Here is a 16,219-nt window from a genome sequence, read left to right on the forward strand (position 1 = left end):
CAGCGGTCAGGGGAAAAACCACCAGACGGCGAAGCTGGTCAGGGGTATCACCGAGCGAAAACCAACTAGGATAGAACGGGGGGTCCCCGTTGGGACCAAGGGATTGGATCGAGGAGTAGAATTGAGTGAGTTCTGTGCTGGCTCAGAATTAGTGAGAGCCATGCAAGGTACTGTGAGAACATGAATAAGAATATCATCGACGAACCGGAGGAGATTCCGGAGACGCTACGCGAACGGGACCAGTGGGTGTGCTGGCGCGAAGAAGAGCGGGACGGCAAGCCGACGAAGATTCCGGTGACGCCGGGAGGTGGGGGGTTCGCGTCATCAACAGAGTCGGAGACCTGGGCGAGTTTCGAGACAGCGCTCGACTACACCGAGACGGCACACGCCGATGGCGTCGGGTTCGTGTTTACCGACGACGACCCCATCGTCGGCGTCGATCTGGACGACTGCCGCGACCCGGAAACCGGCGACGTCGACGACGCGGCACTAGACATCATCGAGCGCCTCGACTCCTATACGGAGGTGTCACCGTCCGGCACCGGCTATCACGTCCTCATCAGGGGCGAACTTCCCGACGGGCGGAACCGTCGCGGGAGCATCGAACTGTACGACACGGCACGCTTTTTCACCGTCACTGGCGATCACGTCGAGCGGACACCAACGTGCGTCGCACGTCGACAGGACGCGCTCAGAGCGATTCACCGTGAGTACGTTCAGGAGACAGAGCGTGACACGGCAGCAGAGCCCGAACAGCGTGGTAGCGCTGACGACGAGTCACCGACGACCGGTGCAGCCGGCGTTGACGTCGACCTCGAAGACGATGACCTCCTCGAGAAAGCGCGAAACGCATCGAACGGCGAGAAGTTCGAGCGGCTCTGGAACGGGAATACGGTCGGCTACGACAGTCAGTCCGAGGCCGACATGGCGCTGTGCTGTTTGCTGGCGTTCTGGACCGGTGGTGACCGGACCCAAATGGAGCAGCTGTTCCGCCAGTCGGGATTGATGCGAGAGAAGTGGGACGAGGTCCACTACGCTGATGGGTCGACGTATGGGGAGAAGACCATCGAGCGAGCAATTGCGACTACTTCGGAGTTCTACGACCCGGACGCCGGCGACGATACCGCGGACGAGATCCCCGCCACATCGTCGCCAGACGTCGGCGCTGCTGACTCGGAGCGGAGTCGCGCATATCTCGCCGAGAAGAACCAGATCTTGAGCGACCGCGTCGACGAGCTCGAGGCGACACTCACGGAGAAAACCGAGCGCATCGACGCTCTCGAAGCGGAGGTCAAGCGACTCACTGACGAACTTGCCACCCGTGGCCAGGAGGAGGAGTGCCAGGGCGAGCACGCCGCTACTACGAGTGAGAACAGTAGTGAGTCAGAGTCATCCTCACTGTTGGGTCGGTTATTCGGCGGTCGGTCCAAGTAGCGTTGCGACCGCAGCGGCACGTCTGTCACCCCCGCCAGGGGGCGGCGGGGTACATCACGTGCCCCCGATAGACGATGGCTTCGGAACGTACGACCCAAACGCAGACGGTACAGCAAGCAGCAACCAACTCCGACGGGGAGGCTCCGTGGGCAGACCTCGAGGTGGCGATCCCGAACGACCGCGATCACGCGTCGCTCGTCGCGCTCGTGGAGTGTGCCCTAATCGAGCTGACGCACGAGCACGTGGGGGCAGTCGTCGTCACCCACCAGGTCCGGGGGACAAACCACACGCAGTACGTCGCCGTCGACGACGTCAGCGAGCAGTTCCAAAAGCGGCACTTCGACGCCCGGCTGGGCTGGCACGAGACAACCGTTCCTCGTGAGATCGTTCGCGACGAACTCGTCACCCAGCTCACCCGGTCGGCAGCCTCACAAGCGGAACGCACACGAGAAGCAGCAGCCAGCGAGCCGGACACGTTCACCGTGAAGCCGGTTCAGGAACTCCGGACTCCATAGGCCACACTCTTAACCAACACTCGGGACCAGTTCTGTCGAAGTGTTGGTTAATGACGTTGCCAGAATTTATGCCCTCAACCCACGCCCACCGCCCTATCCCTCCGCGACGTTGCCGTTTTCGAGTACCGCGACCCAGGGTCGGACTGACGCCCTCCGACTGGGCTGTTTATCGGCGCCGGGAGGCGTGCAGCGCGCGAGAGCGTGCGCGGCGTGATTCACCATGGTTGGTCCCGATCCTCACGACGACACGAGTGCCGACCACGAACAGCTCGAAACCGAACTCCTCGCACAGGACCGTGACGCCGCGAGCGTCGCGACCGCGGACGTCGACGACGCAACGGCCCGCAGCCTAGTCGACGACCTCATCGACGCGGACGTCGTCACACCCGTTCCCGAGGATCGCGTTCTCGTTCACGAGCCGAGTGTTACTACCTTCGACTCGACGACGCAATTGGCCGTCTTCCACCGTGGCTGGACGGCCGGCCGCGACGCCGACGCGGAGGCGGAGTAATGCAGCAGACGCTTACAGGGTGTGCGTTCTGCGACGCTCCGCCCAGCACCGAGACTGGCGAGGCCCACACATGGGGGGAAGATGAGCGGGTCACCCACCCCATCTGCGTCGACTGCGCGATCCAGATGGAGCCGGACCCCAACGAGCGCGATCGCTACGCCTGCGATGGCTGTGGGCTCGTCGTCGACGCCCTCGCGGCGCTCACGCGCTTCCGTGTGGAACTCGGCCATCTCGAGGGGCCGCTGCAGCTGTGTGCGCGATGTAGTCCTGGCGGGCCCGCGACGTACTGGACGCACGACCTCGATGAGCATCTCGTTGAGTGAGACATATTGCCGACGCTTACACCGTTTCCATGGAGGACCTCGTTGACGAAGTCGACGTCGCGCTTGACCGCGACTAATGGGGAGTCTCCCTATCCATGGATAGGGAAAGTATCCAATAAGCCGCACCGCTTGGCATTACGCCATAGATTCCGGTATCCCTCGCCGTCAGATCGTCGTCGAAAGACGCTCGATGCGATCAGCGGTTTCCTTGACTGCGTCTTTCTCCTCGAGACGACTCACGATATCCTGTAATTCAACCGTGGTGTAATCGAGTTCCTGCTGGAGGGCAGGCATAGATTTCGGTTCGTCGAGGGCGTGAAGCACTTCGAGTTCCTCGTATACGCGCTCTGTAATCTCCGCGACCGGCTCATGCAGGGGTGTCCTCACGTTGTGTTGCTCGGTGAGATCGGCCAACGCCTCGTTCACGTATGTTACGAATAGCTCTTGATCCAAGAGGTCGATCTGCGCGGCGAGTTCTGCTTCGACGACGTCGAAATCGAGGTCAGTCTGCAGCAGCGAAAACATATCTTCGATATCGTCCACCCGTCCGGCGACCGCCTTGAATAGGAAGATGTCCTCTGGGCTCACGAGTTCGACCACCAAGTTGCTGGGGTTGAGGTACCGCTCGCTACGCTTCCGAATCCCGTCAGAAAGAACCAGTTTATCGATTACCTGCTGGTGAAAGATGTCGATTCGACACCCATCATCGTTCTCGAGGATTCGCTGAGCACCGAGCGCTTCGTATTCTTCGTCCGGTTCCCGAACGATATCGTAACCAAGTTCGAGCAGTACTGCTTGGAGCTGCCCGAGGTCATCACCGGATGCGACGATGAGATCGATATCCTTGGTAGTGGTCTTGAGATCCTGGAACGCCATTGCCCCACCGCCGATCAAGAAGACAGTGAGTGGGTCGTCTAGCTGCTCGCCGATGCGCTCGAGTTCCGACCGAATGTACGAACTGTCGAATCGCGCCCTCATGCTGACACCCCGTAGTCCGCAGCCAATTCTTGGAACTCTTCCCACTCGGGAAGTCGAGATGCCCGCTCCTCGCCACTCGTGTCGAGATACGTGAGCAAGTCCTCGACGAGATCGTCGACGCCGTACTTTGTGGCCTGGTCACGCAGTTCGTCACGGTCGACGTCAACGTGGCTGAGCAGGAGCAGACAGTATGACTGGGTACGTGCGCCCGAATCGATTACGAGCATATGACAGCACAGCATCGCCGGCGAGAGATCATTCATCGTCTCTGAATGGAAATAGTACCGACGGTCGCGGGCCAGAAGGGGCAGGTCGTAGGTCTGGAAACGCTCTGGCCCCGTCGAAAGGAAGTCCTCGGCGGTAATCTCATCTGCGGTCTGGACGAGGAACTCGTCGAGTGACTCCCAGAGAATCGTGTAGGTGTCGGTGTGTTGTTCGACGGTCTGGCGATGGTCGTGGTGAACGAGTTCCCGAGCAAGCGTACTCAGTTGTTCGAATCCCTCGTTCAGCACATATGCATCCTCGTCAGTTTCGTAGATGATCCCTCGATGCTGAAGTGGATCGAGGGCGCGATGGACGGTACTCCTGTGAATGTTGGCCCGGCGTGCGAGCTCCATTACGACCCGCGGTGTTTCAAGATAGTAGAGAACGCGGAGCGTCGCACCCGACAACAGTTCAGGCCAGTCGATGTGCGAATACTCTTGGGTGATGTCTGCGAGGAGTTCGAGTGCTTTCGCGTCCGATGGCCGGATCTGCTTTGTTTTCCCTTGTCGACGCGTCTCGACGAGTCCGGTCGCTTCGAGACGATCGACAAGTTCAGACGTGTAGCTGAGACTGCGGTCCAGCTGGGTCGCAAATTCGGAGACTGTCTGCTCACCGTGAAGGACGGTGAGCGCGCGAACCTCGCCTTCGGTAAGCATCTGTTGCGTAGATACGAACCGATATTTAAATAACTTCGCTATCTCGCAACGAGTATGACTGACTCAGCTGAGGTTGCTGGGTGAGCAACACGATGAAGGCCCTCGGCCGTTCACGGGCGGCGCGCCGCCCGTTAGCTCGGGAGAGCCTGCTTTCCCGGTGACCGAGACGGCCTCGCCCTTTCTGAGTCCGCCAGGGCAGTAGTTGGGTCGCTGAGTGTCGCGGCTGGGTGGACAGGTGTGTCCGTTATGGCCCGCACCGCTCGCCGCGTTCCGCCCTCCGCGTCGCTCGCGACCGACCATTCCGGGCGTGCGGGCGCTCTCCGCACCGCCCGCGCCCGTTCCGGGCTAAAATGCATGTGCCCTCGGCGCCAGCGGGTATCCCCGTCGGTTGCGCCCCTTGCGGGCTTTCGCGTTCCAGCGCTTGGTGCCGCCTGCGCTGTCGCGCGCCACACCGCGGCGCGCGTTCTCGGCGACAGTCGCCCTGGACACGGACCCGCACATCGGGCCGGACACGAGCGGGCATATCCCGCTGGCCGCTCGCTCCGGGCGGGTCGGCGCGCGGTGCTGGTTGAGTGGCCTCCCTATGGCGCGCTCTCGCTCGCGCCCCAAGGGGCGCTCGCGAAGGCGCGAGCGAGAGCGCGCAGACGAGTCTGTCGGTCGTTGTCGTCGAGGAAATCCGCGATGTTGTAGCATCGCGGTGTCGGGCGCTGAGCGCCTTCAGGAATCAGGGTAGATTCCAATGTCTAGTAACAACGTCACCACGGATGTAGTTTCGGTCGATGAACAGGCTTTCGAGAAACACGATGAAGGCGAGGTCGACGAGGATGGCTTCGAAGTCGTCGACGAGACCCCGGAGTTCCGGGCGACGGTCGACATGGAAGTCCAGGCCAAAGTCGATTCCAACCACCCAGACGCGCGCGTCGAGGAAGGCCCGGATCACCTGTTCGGGAAGACCCTCGAACAGGAAGAGCGCATCAAGGCACGAGAGGCCGAGTTGGAACACATCAGTGCCCAGGCAGAACTCAGTCAGCAGGAGGGGCGTGCGAAGCGGACGCGAGACATCGCAGCGAAGCGAAGCGCTGAGCGGCGTGTGAAGTTCCAGAAGCGGGCAGCGAGCGTGAATCCGATGGCTGACCCGGAGCGAGACGATCCTCGTGCAGAGCTCACGCAGGAGCAGTTGGCGGCGGTGAACAAGCAGTCGATGCGGTTGGCGGAAAAACTGGATGGCTGGTCGCGAGCAGCGATTGGCCGGCGGTTGGGTGAAGCCGTCGTCGGTGGGAAAGACCTAACGAGTGCAGTCGTCGGGGTGTTCGAGGAGTTGCAGACGGCGCCTGGGACGGTGATCCCCATTGGGAAGCTCGAGGACGTCAATCGCAAAGAGGTGAGCATCGAGGGTCGAGTCGAAGTACTCTGGGATGCGGACTCGCCGGCCATCGCTCAAGTCGGGCTGATCGCAGACGACAGTGGAAAAACGAAGGTGACGATCTGGGAGAAATCAGATGCGCCGTGGATTGAAGAGGGCGAGCAGGTGCGTATTCACAAGGTAGCCCGGAACTGGTACGAGGGGCGCGTCTCACTGGCTGTCACTGGGTGGAGCACCATTATGTTCCCTGAGCGCGGTCGGTGGTGGGAATAGCCGGTCGGCGCACCCCTTTTTTGCTGGTGTGTACGCGGTCACCGCCACCTCCCACCACCTCCACGGTCCGGGCTGCTCACGGCGCTCACGCGCCGTTTCGCGGCCGGGCTTTCGCCACCGCAGCCCTCCAGTGTCAGCGCTGTTCCGTGTGGTGTGTATGTGCCCCTGATGGGTGAGGGGCACTCCGAGAGACGCGATCCGCGTGAGTCCCCTCGTGAGTATCCATGGCAACCAGAGAGATCTACGAAACGACGTTCGACGAAGACGTCCAGACCGACTCGAATGCTACGCAGTGTCCCGAGTGTAACGGGCAAGTTACAACCAACGCGGTTGAAACCGTCTGCGAGGACTGTGGACTCGTCGTCGACGAGCAGCGGATCGACCACGGGCCAGAGTGGCGAGGGTTCGACGAAGACGAACGGGAGCGCACGGGTGCTCCGTTGACAGCGTCGCGGCACGATCGTGGGTTGTCGACGGAGATCGGCCACGGGACCGATGCGAACGGGAACGAACTCTCAGGACAGAAGCGACGGCGGCTCGCTCGGATGCGCCGTGAACAGACGCGTGGGCGGTTTCAGTCGAAAGCCGAACGCAACCTCGCACACGGGCTTAGTGAAGTCCGCCGGATCAGTAGTACGCTCGAACTATCCGAGACGATCCGTGACCAGGCCTGCCAGCTCTTCCGCAGCGCTCAGAACGAGGAACTCCTGCAGGGCCGGTCGATTGAGGCGATGGCCGCCGCGAGTGTCTACGGAGCGTGTCGGTGTAACGGGCGACCACGAACGCTCGACGACATCACCGAGTCGGCGCGCGTCGAGCAATCGCGGGTGACGAACGCATACACGACGCTGAATACGGAACTTGGCCTGCCAGCCCAACCCGTGACGCCCAGTGCGTTCGTTCCGCGGTTGGCCTCGGAGCTCGACGTCTCCGATCAAATCCGGCAGCGGGCTCGGCAGTTGGCGGAAGCATCCGAATCGACTGGGGCAACCACCGGGGTTCGGCCGTCCGGGTTCGCTGCAGCCTGTCTGTACAAAGCCGGACGCGAAGACGGGCAATGGCTCACCCAGTCGGACGTCGCTGACGTTGCGAACGTCTCGGTGGTCACCGTGCGGACCCACCGCGACACACTGGACGAACTGGCTGTCTAACGCCCACACTGCTGATTTTCGATTGTATGTCTGTAGGCTGATTGATGTGAGAGCCATTATTTAAACCCGAAGACGAAGCATGATACGGCCAGATCACTCTATGACCGACCAGTACGCCGACTACGAAGCCCTCCGACCGCTCGGCGAAGCGACCCACGTTCCCGACGATCAACTCGCCAGTAGTAGTGGCGAGCCCCGGCGGCAACGCTCTGGTGGCGTCGACGCGGGCTATCCAGACGACCCGACAGAAGGTGAGACCGAGTGCGATTCCTGTGGAGCGTCGATCCCCGCTGGCCAGTCGAAGTGCCGGTTCTGTCTCACGAACCATCTCGAAGCAGCCGACGATCAGGACACATCGACTGCCGAACAGACTCTCCTCCATATCATCCACATAGTCGTTGAGGCGTCGACGTTCTACGGCGCCGTCGGGAAGGGATCTGCTGCGGCCACCCTCCTCGCGAAGGCAGACGATGACCCAGTAGTCGATGACTGCAAGCTAATCTATGATCTCGACGAGGAACCGGCCCCACGGCTTGTCGATCAGTGGCCCTCGCTCCCCTCGGCGACACGGGTCACGTCTGAATGTGGTAATCAGCTGCTCGCGGCTGCTCGTGAGCGGACGGCGTGGACAGAGACGACGCAGTCCTGTCACGACGGCGAGCACACGACGTTCCTCTACGACGAAACCGGGAGCGAGGTTCGCACCGAAGCTCGTCTTGCAAGCCTACGTGAGGACGCAGACAACGACCTCTGGCTGGTGCCAGCGATTGCGCTCCAGAAATCCGTTGACAAGACCGATACCGAACAGCCACGACGCGAGCGCCCAAACAGAACTCACCTCGAGTGTCGAGAGTGTGATCGGGAGACTAAGCATCGATTCCGCGAATTCGAGGCTGTCCCCGATGACGAGTGGACCGGGCAGCCAATGTGGGGCTGTCAGCGGTGCGGCACGCCACGCTACGGGCCCGAACCCGAAGCCGATCAGTAAAGACGACGTCAAATTAACCAACAATTCTGGTGTCGGCTCGGAGTTGTTGGTTAACAGAAGCCAGCTCGCGACCACCCGACGATACCACACCTGCTGACTGCCCGCCGGTGTTTTTCGGCGCCGAGAATTGGCGGAGGCGCACACATGGATCCACGAGACACCCCCGGCTATCGACTCCACCGCGCGCTCAGTAGCCTCACCAGTATCGACAGCGACCAATTGGAGCCCGCTGATCGAGAGCGAATTAGCACCGCGACGACGCTCCTCGAGCAGGTAGATTTTCTCACCCAACCGAATACGACGAGGGACGGTGACATCAACAGAGAATCCTGACAGCTCGACGCATCGGCAGCGCAACGTCATGTGGCCGTCACAGCGTGAGCAGTTGCTCGCCCCCTGAAAGGGTGCGGGGGCGCGAGACCGCTCCCGAGAACAATCCATGGCAACATTGCAAGCCGCAACGACATCGACCGGCGCGCTCGTATCGGATCCACAGGCAGTCCGCGAGCTCTGTGAGAACCACTGCTTCGGGACGCTCAACTGGGAAGTGGACGACGACGGCGAACTCGTTATCTGGGGCTACGACAGCTTCGAAGTGTACGAGGCCCGTGAGAACGGTCTTCCTGACTACGACGGTGGCATCGTCACTCACGAGTTCCTCCGGTCGCTCGCGGAGTATCTCGAACCGAACGAAGAATTCGACATCCAGACAGCCGGATTTACCAAGTGCGGCTCTGTTGAAATCCTATTCTTCAGATATATTCTCGCCTGAAACAGCCGGTCGCTGAAGAGTGCGAAAGTAATAAGATAGATCTCGTATCCAAACTACAATTAGTCACGTGTCATTACACCACCTATGGAAGATCTGTACATCTACACTGGCTCATTCGTCGTAATTGGAACTTCAATAGGGGGGCCAGCGGTAGGGTCGCTCATCGCTGGCGATCGTAGCATCCCGATACTGCTCATGGTGATCGGTGGAGTTGGAATGCTTGTTACTGCCGGCTACGAACTGCTCCGAACCGACCCAGAAGAGTTTACTGCCCCTGCCATCGCCCTTCTAGTGTTGGCTGGTTCCGCCTGTCTGTCCTTTCTCGGCACAATACTCTCTGCGATGGGCGGTTTCTGAGTGGCCTGTACTGAACGATCTACAGTCGATACTTCCGGGGTTGCGCGGCTGAAGTCAAAAAAAAGTTACTCAAGATCCTCACGATATTTCACATTCAACCCATTTTGGACTAAAATATCTTCAACATCTGATAGAGTATCTGTTTCACTCTTAGACCACGTCGGCATCAATTGAACTACTCGGAGTTTTTCAGAGTCATTCTCCTGATACTGTATGATCATGTGTGGGTGACCGATCTTATTTGGTTTGGATAAGATGATCTGTTGGATTGTTCCAAGCTCAATTTTAGTTTCGTCAGAGACTTCAAAATATCTATTGTAGATGTATTTCCCTGATAATAATAAAACTCCCAAAAGTACACCGCTAACTAAGCCATTTACCGCGACTTCTCTGATAAATATACTAGTGTTAAAAACAATAGATAATATCAGATAGAGAGCTGTTGTTGATAGAATTATTTGTAGTGTATGGCTATTTTTCAGGAGACGCTTAGCTCTAGTGATTTTGTTACTTTCGACCTCGATATAGTCATCATGTACCACACAATTGCCCGGGAGAATTTGGAATTGATCCATTAGCGAGATTATAACAGCCGGTTAAATAGAGAAATGTATTACCCAATCAAAATGGTTTGGATCTATGGTGCTCTTGCTTGACGTGGAAACGCCAATATATTTCACTAATACTCACGCGGATTTTCATCTAAAGTACGCATATTGACCGCTCAGAGTGATCGATCTACGTTATGAATGAGACAGGCGATAGTGAGTTCACGGAACTGTTTCCACCATCGTCGTGAGCGGACGAACGCACCATACTTTCGCTTGAGCGTTGAGTTCACAGTCTCGGATTGACTCCGTTGTCCGTAGAGATCAGCGTCTAAGCGTGCGTTCCATGCCTTGTGGAGTGATGTGAACTCACGATGCTTAATCAGTGGCCGAACCTCGTGTTGTCGGGCAAGCCGCCTGATTTTCTGATCGTCGTAGCCTTTGTCTCCGAGGAGAATATCGATACACTCGGGGTTGCGCTTGATCAACGACGGAGCGATCTGGCTATCGTGTTTTCGAGTCGTCGTCACGTGTAGATCGAGAATTGCGTTCACCTTCGCATCGACCAGCAACGTCACCTTGAGCTGCTGAATCGTGAGTTCAGCTCGTTTCGTGTAGTGTTTTGAGGCGTGACTGCGGTCGAACCCTGACGCATCAACACCAACGACACCGCTCGTCGGAAGTAGCGTCGCTGAGAGAGTCAATATCGAACGCCATACAGCCATATCAAGTCGATTGAACGCTTTACAGAGCGTTGATGGCGTGGGAAGTTCGGCTAATCCAAGAACTCGACGAATGCGTGGCATCTCGATTAATTCATCAAGTAGACCACGATAGGTCGTGTTTTTTCGAACTTTGAGACACAGCAGAACAACGTGCTGGGGGAGTGTGTAGCGGTGTTTAGAGAACTTCGAGGAGTATCGAGAGACCGCTCGCCGTGCCAGATGAATCGCCTTTTCAGTAAACCGGAGTATTTGCGACTTCGGGAGGGTATTCATCTCGTCGAATTACACGGCGAACATGTAACTCCCTGAGGATTTCAACAGAGCCCAAGTGCCGGTTTCCCGTGCTGGCGAAACGGTACGTCGTTCGCGACGGCGAAGTCCTCCACGCGGACCTCAGTTCCCCCGACCCGATCGACGAGTAGCGTTGTTCGTCCCCCGGGAGGGGTGCGGGGCGATCCAGTCGTGGGTCGTCCTGCAAGGAGATTGTTCAATGGGCCACCGCGCACTCGTTGCGTACGAACGCACAGACGGACAGTACACGCTCCACTACTCTCATTGGGGTGCAGCGAATCTCAAGCTCAAGCACCGAATCTCGGCCGAAACACCGTTCGGTGGCGACGACACCGACTCGAAGTGGGCGAAACAGCTGCTGGCGGAACTGGCCGATGGCCTCGAAGCAGATGGCGTCGACGGCTACCTCGCCGGCGAGGATCGTCCGTCGTCGGTCGTCAAGCCGAAGCCCCGTGCCACCGGGCTCACCCTCGACGAGATCGTCGCGGACCACCTCGACTATCTCCACCACGAGGCGATCTTCGTGGTGTCACCCACCTTCGAGGTGACCGCCTATCGGACGCTGTGGTTCGGGCTGCAGTACGACTCGGAGACGGTCGAACAGGGAGAGACCGTCGGGAACGGCGCGCTCGCGACGGTGCGCTGGTACGACGGCAAGCCGGTCGGCGACGGCCACCTACAGGGACAGTTCGCGGCCCTCAAAGACGTCGTCGGCGACATGCTCGATAAGGGCGTCTTCACGCCGTCAACGGCGATACAGTATCTGAAACGGAAGCTCGCTGAGCGGGTCGGAGACCGACAGGAGCTGCTCATTCCGACCGGAGAATCACCCTTCGAGACAGCGAGTCTCGGCAAGCCGTAACACCAATCCCTTAGTGGATATCGGGGGACGTCTAAGTATGTCAAATCAGTCTGAAGATGACGTTCGTGTTTGGCTTGTCGAACGGACGTACTCCGATGACGAGCAGAACCTGATCATCCTCACCTACGCAACACCCGATGGAGAACAGTACTATCGGAAGGAACGCGCACTCACGTCCTTCACCGACGTCCGAGATACGACAGCAGCAGTCGATGCTGAACCCGGCAATCTTGGCATGGTCGATGACCCCGACCTCCAGGAGCAATACGCGGCCGAAGCACAGCGAATGCAGGAGGTTCACGACCCGGACGACGTGATCTGATACCCGCCAGTAGACATCGCCCCAAGCCATGGGTTATGTCGTGGCAGGCCTTAGTCGGGGTATGCGCGAACTCGTCTTCGCTCTCGAATACGAGCCCGGCTGCAACAGGGTGGCGGACGCCCTCGCAGACCACCCCGACGCTCGCGTTCGTTCACTCTCGCTGCACGCCACTGCCGACCAGCTCTGGCGAGTCGACCATGCCACCGGCACTCCGGACGCACTCGACGCCATCGAGGACGCGTTTCGCAACAGCGACTACTACGCCGACTGTCTCGCCACCGAGGACTGCGGCGCAACCCAGACCACCCGTGTCCTCGACCGCACGGACGACACGCTCATCCTCTACTCCGACTGGGAGCGGACCCCTGCCTGTGCCTCAGTCCCCCACATCGCCCGCGACCACCTCGGCGACGGTGTGCTGTTCGAGACCCGTCACGAGGGCCGCCACTACACGTGGCGGCTCATTCACTCCGACGAGGGCGATGTGGCGGCGTTCTTCGATTCCCTCGGGGTTGCCGTCGGGGAATGCGCCCAGATGGAGATGCTCCGCACCGCGGATACGACGACATCAGCTGGGGGAGGCGACGGGACACCGAGCGGCCTGCCGCCAGCACAGGAGGCCGCACTCCAGGCCGCTGTCGAACACGGCTACTACGAGTCACCCCGCGAGGTCGACGTCGGCGAACTCGCCGAGCATCTCGACGTGCCACGGTCAACACTCACCTACCGACTCCGTCGGGCGGAAGAACATTTGGCGAAGCAACATGTCGCCGGCGAGCGGGTAGCGGAAGAACGGCTGGCATCGCACTGAGGGCCGCAGTTGGAATATTCCAACAAAGACATATGGAACTCCCACTCCTACCGTGAGGTAATGACAGAGAATCCGGACGCAGCAGGAGAAACGAGCGGCGGCGGACAGCGACGTGAGCTGACCGCCCGCCTCGCCGTTCCCGAGATGGACTGTCCCTCTTGCGCCCAAAAGGTGGACAAGAGCCTCCAGCGTGTCGACGGCATTACTGACGCCACGCTCCAGCCGACCACCGGCACGGCCAACGTCACGTACGACCCTGATCGGACTAGCGAAGCCGACGTAATCAAGGCGATTGAAGGCGCCGGCTACGAGGTCGTCGGGGGCTCGGACGCTGAGGGCGATGATGAGGACAACCAGGCGACCGACGGCGTCGACATCGCGCCACCATCGGAGGTCTGGACGAGTCCTCGCGCGAAGAAGACGTGGCTCGGCGCGGCGTTCGTCACGCTCGGCCTCCTCTTCGAATTCCTCCTCACCGGACAGAACGTCACGGTGGCGAGCGTCCTCGAGTACCCGCTCCACATCGCAGATGTCCTGTTCCTCGGCGCCGTCGCCGCCAGCGGCATCCCCGTCGTCCGTAGCGGGTACTACTCCGCGAAGAACCGAAGCCTCGACATCGACCTGCTGATGGGGACGGCGATCATCGCGGCGACCGGTATCGGCTACTTCGTCGAGGCCGCCACGCTGGCCGTCCTATTCAGCATCGCCGAGCTGCTCGAGGACTACGCGATGGACAGGGCACGGGACTCCCTGCGCGAGCTGATGGAACTCTCGCCCGACGAGGCGACCGTCCTTCGCGATGGTGAGGAAGTGACCGTTCCCGCCGAGGAGGTCGACGTTGGCGAGACCGTCGTCGTCCGCCCCGGCGACAAGATTCCGCTCGACGGAACGGTCATCGACGGCGAGAGTGCAGTCGACCAGTCGCCGATCACGGGCGAGAGCGTCCCCGTCGACAAGACTGCCGGCGACGAGGTCTACGCCGGCGCGATCAACGAAGAGGGGTACCTCGAGGTAGAGGTCACCTCGACCGCTGGCGATTCGACGCTCTCGCGCATCATCGAGATGGTACAGGGCGCACAGGCGAAGAAGACCGAGTCTGAGCAGTTCGTCGACCGCTTCTCCGGCTACTACACACCCCTCGTCGTCGTGCTGGCAATCCTGACCGCCGCTATCCCGCCGCTGGTTATCGCCGACCCCATCTCGGTGGACGTGGCCGGGTACGGGTTCACTTTCGCCGGCGACTGGCAGACCTGGTTCATCCGCGGGCTCACCCTGCTGGTAATCGCCTGCCCCTGTGCGTTCGTCATCTCCACACCCGTCTCGGTGGTGTCGGGCATCACCAGCGCCGCGAAGAACGGCGTCCTGATCAAGGGCGGCAACTACCTCGAAGCGATGGGCGAAGTCGATGCCGTCGCGCTCGACAAGACGGGGACGCTCACGAAGGGCGAACTCGCCGTCACCGATGTCGTCCCGGTCGGCGACACCACTGAGGATGATCTGCTCCGTCGCGCCGCCGGGCTGGAGCGGCGCAGTGAGCACCCCATCGCTGCGGCGATTCTCGCCCGTGCTGAGGAGGCGGGCGTGGGCGACCTGCCCGACCCGAGTGGCTTCGAGAGCCTCACGGGGAAGGGCATCCGGGGCGAGATCGACGGCGAGACGTACTATGCGGGCAAGCCCGCGCTCTTCGAGGAGCTGGGCTTCGACCTCGCTCGAGCACGCCGCGAGACAGACGGCGGCGTCGTGGCGGAAGAGGCGACCGAGGCCGACGACGGGGCGTTCGCCGAGGACGCGCTCACCTCACTGGAGCGGGAGGGCAAGACGGTCGTTATCGTCGGGACGGAGTCGGAACTGCTGGGTGCAATCGCCATCGCCGACGAGGTGCGCCCGGCCTCGAAGCGGGCTGTCGAACGCCTGCACGAGCTGGGCGTCGAGCGCGTGGTGATGCTGACCGGGGACAACGAGGGCACCGCCCGCGCCATCGCCGAGCAGGTCGGTGTCGATGAATATCGCGCCGAACTCCTACCCGACGAGAAGGTCGACGCAGTCGAGGAGTTACAGGCGGAGTACGGGGAGGTCGCGATGGTCGGCGACGGCATCAATGACGCCCCCGCGCTGGCCACTGCGGAGGTCGGCATCGCGATGGGCGCGGCGGGCACCGACACCGCCCTCGAAACGGCTGATATTGCGTTGATGGGCGACGACATCGGGAAACTCCCGTACCTGTACGACCTGTCGCATACGGCCAACGGCGTGATCCGGCAGAACATCTGGGCGAGCCTCGGCGTGAAGCTTCTGCTCGCGTTAGGCGTGCCGCTGGGCCTGGTCAGCGTTGCGCTGGCAGTCGTTGTCGGAGATATGGGGATGAGCCTCGGCGTCACCGGGAACGCGATGCGGTTGTCACGAATCGAGCCCGATCGAATCATCGACGCCTGATTCTGCGGCGGGAAGTGCGGGCAGGACGCTCTTCTTTCGGGACTTACCTCCGCTACATCGAGACTAGTTGTGGTTTGTCTGGGGCAGAAAGGACTGAGCCCCACCGTTGGCTCGTGATTTGATGCCCGAGAATTCAGACGACGATCCATTCCACGATTGCGAGTTAGATCCCGACGCAGTCCTCGGGACGCGCACCTTCCACGATGTCCTGTTCACCGATGAGACGGAGACACCGGTGAACGTGCTCACTGGCGAGACGCCCGCACATTCACAGGCGACCGTCGAGGAAGCGAAGGAGTTCGCTGCGAGTATTGACACCGACACGCCACAGATTGCACTTCCGGCGTCAGTTGAGACGCAAATCGAGACGCAGAGTAAGCCCTACACGTCGGCTGCGTTCTTCCACTTCAAGGCGACGGGCTCGCTAAGGCGTCACCGCGCCTACCACGCCGCATATGACTCGGATGCGTTCACCGTCGACTTCGAAGCTGACTACGAGTCCGGAAACCTGACCATCACAGTCGATCGAACGAACGAGTCCTAAGAATCGACCGCTAGATCAGGGTTTTTCGAGCGCCGGCGATGGGTGCCGGCGCAGCAGGAGCGAACGATCAACCACTCCCGGTGCGTCGGCGTTTCGAG

19 protein-coding genes are annotated in these 16,219 nt (G+C 60.5%); 15 read left to right on the forward strand and 4 right to left on the reverse strand.

What is annotated here, in order from left to right; genetic code table 11:
• Positions 1-180 precede the first annotated feature (180 nt).
• The 4 genes from CPZ01_RS14690 (at position 181) to CPZ01_RS14705 (ending at position 2,783) form a co-directional block, all read left to right on the forward strand.
• Complete coding sequence (locus CPZ01_RS14690; RefSeq protein ID WP_049983723.1) at positions 181-1,434, forward strand: phage NrS-1 polymerase family protein; 1,254 nt, start codon at positions 181-183, stop codon at positions 1,432-1,434.
• A gap of 74 nt (positions 1,435-1,508) precedes the next feature.
• Entirely contained in the window at positions 1,509-1,949 is a 441-nt protein-coding gene (locus CPZ01_RS14695; protein ID WP_049983724.1) for a hypothetical protein, read from the forward strand.
• 220 nt (positions 1,950-2,169) lie between these two features.
• Positions 2,170-2,460 carry a hypothetical protein gene (locus tag CPZ01_RS14700; protein ID WP_049983725.1) on the forward strand — a complete coding sequence of 97 codons (291 nt, stop codon included), beginning with the start codon at positions 2,170-2,172 and terminating at the stop codon, positions 2,458-2,460.
• Complete coding sequence (locus CPZ01_RS14705; RefSeq protein ID WP_049983726.1) at positions 2,460-2,783, forward strand: DUF7558 family protein; 324 nt, start codon at positions 2,460-2,462, stop codon at positions 2,781-2,783. The genes CPZ01_RS14700 and CPZ01_RS14705 overlap by 1 nt, the downstream gene beginning before the upstream one ends.
• 165 nt (positions 2,784-2,948) lie before the next feature.
• Here the strand turns inward: CPZ01_RS14705 and CPZ01_RS14710 are convergent, their stop codons facing one another.
• The gene (locus CPZ01_RS14710; protein WP_049983727.1) at positions 2,949-3,761 is read right to left on the reverse strand and encodes a DUF6036 family nucleotidyltransferase; all 813 of its coding nucleotides are present in this window, start codon (positions 3,759-3,761) and stop codon (positions 2,949-2,951) included.
• Positions 3,758-4,681: a winged helix-turn-helix domain-containing protein gene (locus CPZ01_RS14715; protein WP_049983728.1), complete on the reverse strand. Its 924-nt coding sequence runs from the start codon at positions 4,679-4,681 to the stop codon at positions 3,758-3,760. Before CPZ01_RS14715 ends, CPZ01_RS14710 begins: the two co-directional genes overlap by 4 nt.
• Before the next feature lie 739 nt (positions 4,682-5,420).
• Here CPZ01_RS14715 and CPZ01_RS14725 point away from each other — a divergent pair.
• From CPZ01_RS14725 to CPZ01_RS14755, 6 genes are all read left to right on the forward strand, one after another.
• Entirely contained in the window at positions 5,421-6,317 is an 897-nt protein-coding gene (locus CPZ01_RS14725) for a DNA-binding protein (RefSeq protein ID WP_049983729.1), read from the forward strand.
• 224 nt (positions 6,318-6,541) lie between these two features.
• Positions 6,542-7,468, forward strand: a complete 927-nt coding sequence (locus CPZ01_RS14735) for a transcription initiation factor IIB (protein ID WP_096396459.1) — start codon at positions 6,542-6,544, stop codon at positions 7,466-7,468.
• A gap of 100 nt (positions 7,469-7,568) precedes the next feature.
• Complete coding sequence (locus CPZ01_RS14740) at positions 7,569-8,456, forward strand: biosurfactant protein 1 (protein ID WP_096396480.1); 888 nt, start codon at positions 7,569-7,571, stop codon at positions 8,454-8,456.
• 144 nt (positions 8,457-8,600) lie between these two features.
• Positions 8,601-8,789, forward strand: coding sequence for a hypothetical protein (locus tag CPZ01_RS15650; RefSeq protein WP_096396460.1), 189 nt, complete (start codon positions 8,601-8,603; stop codon positions 8,787-8,789).
• Positions 8,790-8,895: 106 nt separating this feature from the next.
• Positions 8,896-9,228: a hypothetical protein gene (locus CPZ01_RS14750; RefSeq protein ID WP_096396461.1), complete on the forward strand. Its 333-nt coding sequence runs from the start codon at positions 8,896-8,898 to the stop codon at positions 9,226-9,228.
• Between the two features lie 84 nt (positions 9,229-9,312).
• Complete coding sequence (locus tag CPZ01_RS14755; RefSeq protein ID WP_096396462.1) at positions 9,313-9,585, forward strand: hypothetical protein; 273 nt, start codon at positions 9,313-9,315, stop codon at positions 9,583-9,585.
• 65 nt (positions 9,586-9,650) lie between these two features.
• Here CPZ01_RS14755 and CPZ01_RS15295 read toward each other — a convergent pair whose 3' ends face one another.
• Positions 9,651-10,160: a hypothetical protein gene (locus CPZ01_RS15295; RefSeq protein WP_157746052.1), complete on the reverse strand. Its 510-nt coding sequence runs from the start codon at positions 10,158-10,160 to the stop codon at positions 9,651-9,653.
• A 149-nt stretch (positions 10,161-10,309) separates the two neighbouring features.
• A complete protein-coding gene (locus CPZ01_RS14760) occupies positions 10,310-11,131 on the reverse strand; it encodes an IS5 family transposase (protein ID WP_096396463.1) in 822 nt (273 codons plus the stop codon).
• 217 nt (positions 11,132-11,348) lie between these two features.
• Between CPZ01_RS14760 and CPZ01_RS14765 the strand changes: the two genes are divergently transcribed.
• The 5 genes from CPZ01_RS14765 to CPZ01_RS14785 all read left to right on the forward strand — a co-directional run bounded on the left by CPZ01_RS14765 (position 11,349) and on the right by CPZ01_RS14785 (position 16,121).
• Entirely contained in the window at positions 11,349-12,011 is a 663-nt protein-coding gene (locus tag CPZ01_RS14765; protein WP_006183451.1) for a DUF6735 family protein, read from the forward strand.
• A gap of 37 nt (positions 12,012-12,048) precedes the next feature.
• Positions 12,049-12,333 carry a hypothetical protein gene (locus CPZ01_RS14770; protein ID WP_006183450.1) on the forward strand — a complete coding sequence of 95 codons (285 nt, stop codon included), beginning with the start codon at positions 12,049-12,051 and terminating at the stop codon, positions 12,331-12,333.
• Between the two features lie 61 nt (positions 12,334-12,394).
• Entirely contained in the window at positions 12,395-13,144 is a 750-nt protein-coding gene (locus CPZ01_RS14775) for a helix-turn-helix domain-containing protein (protein ID WP_006183449.1), read from the forward strand.
• Positions 13,145-13,204: 60 nt separating this feature from the next.
• The gene (locus CPZ01_RS14780; protein WP_015299293.1) at positions 13,205-15,577 is read left to right on the forward strand and encodes a heavy metal translocating P-type ATPase; all 2,373 of its coding nucleotides are present in this window, start codon (positions 13,205-13,207) and stop codon (positions 15,575-15,577) included.
• A 121-nt stretch (positions 15,578-15,698) separates the two neighbouring features.
• Positions 15,699-16,121 carry a hypothetical protein gene (locus tag CPZ01_RS14785; RefSeq protein ID WP_006183447.1) on the forward strand — a complete coding sequence of 141 codons (423 nt, stop codon included), beginning with the start codon at positions 15,699-15,701 and terminating at the stop codon, positions 16,119-16,121.
• Positions 16,122-16,219 lie beyond the last annotated feature (98 nt).

Origin of the sequence: Halorubrum trapanicum (genome assembly GCF_002355655.1) — an archaeon.
GTDB classification, from domain to species: Archaea; Halobacteriota; Halobacteria; order Halobacteriales; family Haloferacaceae; genus Halorubrum; species Halorubrum trapanicum_A.

Excerpts from the sequence above, each read along its gene's own strand:
- CPZ01_RS14690 (WP_049983723.1), top strand. The coding sequence starts at position 181 with ATGAATAAGAATATCATCGACGAACCGGAGGAGATTCCGGAGACGCTA.
- CPZ01_RS14695 (WP_049983724.1), top strand. The coding sequence starts at position 1,509 with ATGGCTTCGGAACGTACGACCCAAACGCAGACGGTACAGCAAGCAGCA.
- CPZ01_RS14700 (WP_049983725.1), top strand. The coding sequence starts at position 2,170 with ATGGTTGGTCCCGATCCTCACGACGACACGAGTGCCGACCACGAACAG.
- CPZ01_RS14705 (WP_049983726.1), top strand. The coding sequence starts at position 2,460 with ATGCAGCAGACGCTTACAGGGTGTGCGTTCTGCGACGCTCCGCCCAGC.
- CPZ01_RS14710 (WP_049983727.1), bottom strand. The coding sequence starts at position 3,761 with ATGAGGGCGCGATTCGACAGTTCGTACATTCGGTCGGAACTCGAGCGC.
- CPZ01_RS14715 (WP_049983728.1), bottom strand. The coding sequence starts at position 4,681 with ATGCTTACCGAAGGCGAGGTTCGCGCGCTCACCGTCCTTCACGGTGAG.
- CPZ01_RS14725 (WP_049983729.1), top strand. The coding sequence starts at position 5,421 with ATGTCTAGTAACAACGTCACCACGGATGTAGTTTCGGTCGATGAACAG.
- CPZ01_RS14735 (WP_096396459.1), top strand. The coding sequence starts at position 6,542 with ATGGCAACCAGAGAGATCTACGAAACGACGTTCGACGAAGACGTCCAG.
- CPZ01_RS14740 (WP_096396480.1), top strand. The coding sequence starts at position 7,569 with ATGACCGACCAGTACGCCGACTACGAAGCCCTCCGACCGCTCGGCGAA.
- CPZ01_RS15650 (WP_096396460.1), top strand. The coding sequence starts at position 8,601 with ATGGATCCACGAGACACCCCCGGCTATCGACTCCACCGCGCGCTCAGT.
- CPZ01_RS14750 (WP_096396461.1), top strand. The coding sequence starts at position 8,896 with ATGGCAACATTGCAAGCCGCAACGACATCGACCGGCGCGCTCGTATCG.
- CPZ01_RS14755 (WP_096396462.1), top strand. The coding sequence starts at position 9,313 with ATGGAAGATCTGTACATCTACACTGGCTCATTCGTCGTAATTGGAACT.
- CPZ01_RS15295 (WP_157746052.1), bottom strand. The coding sequence starts at position 10,160 with ATGGATCAATTCCAAATTCTCCCGGGCAATTGTGTGGTACATGATGAC.
- CPZ01_RS14760 (WP_096396463.1), bottom strand. The coding sequence starts at position 11,131 with ATGAATACCCTCCCGAAGTCGCAAATACTCCGGTTTACTGAAAAGGCG.
- CPZ01_RS14765 (WP_006183451.1), top strand. The coding sequence starts at position 11,349 with ATGGGCCACCGCGCACTCGTTGCGTACGAACGCACAGACGGACAGTAC.
- CPZ01_RS14770 (WP_006183450.1), top strand. The coding sequence starts at position 12,049 with ATGTCAAATCAGTCTGAAGATGACGTTCGTGTTTGGCTTGTCGAACGG.
- CPZ01_RS14775 (WP_006183449.1), top strand. The coding sequence starts at position 12,395 with ATGCGCGAACTCGTCTTCGCTCTCGAATACGAGCCCGGCTGCAACAGG.
- CPZ01_RS14780 (WP_015299293.1), top strand. The coding sequence starts at position 13,205 with ATGACAGAGAATCCGGACGCAGCAGGAGAAACGAGCGGCGGCGGACAG.
- CPZ01_RS14785 (WP_006183447.1), top strand. The coding sequence starts at position 15,699 with ATGCCCGAGAATTCAGACGACGATCCATTCCACGATTGCGAGTTAGAT.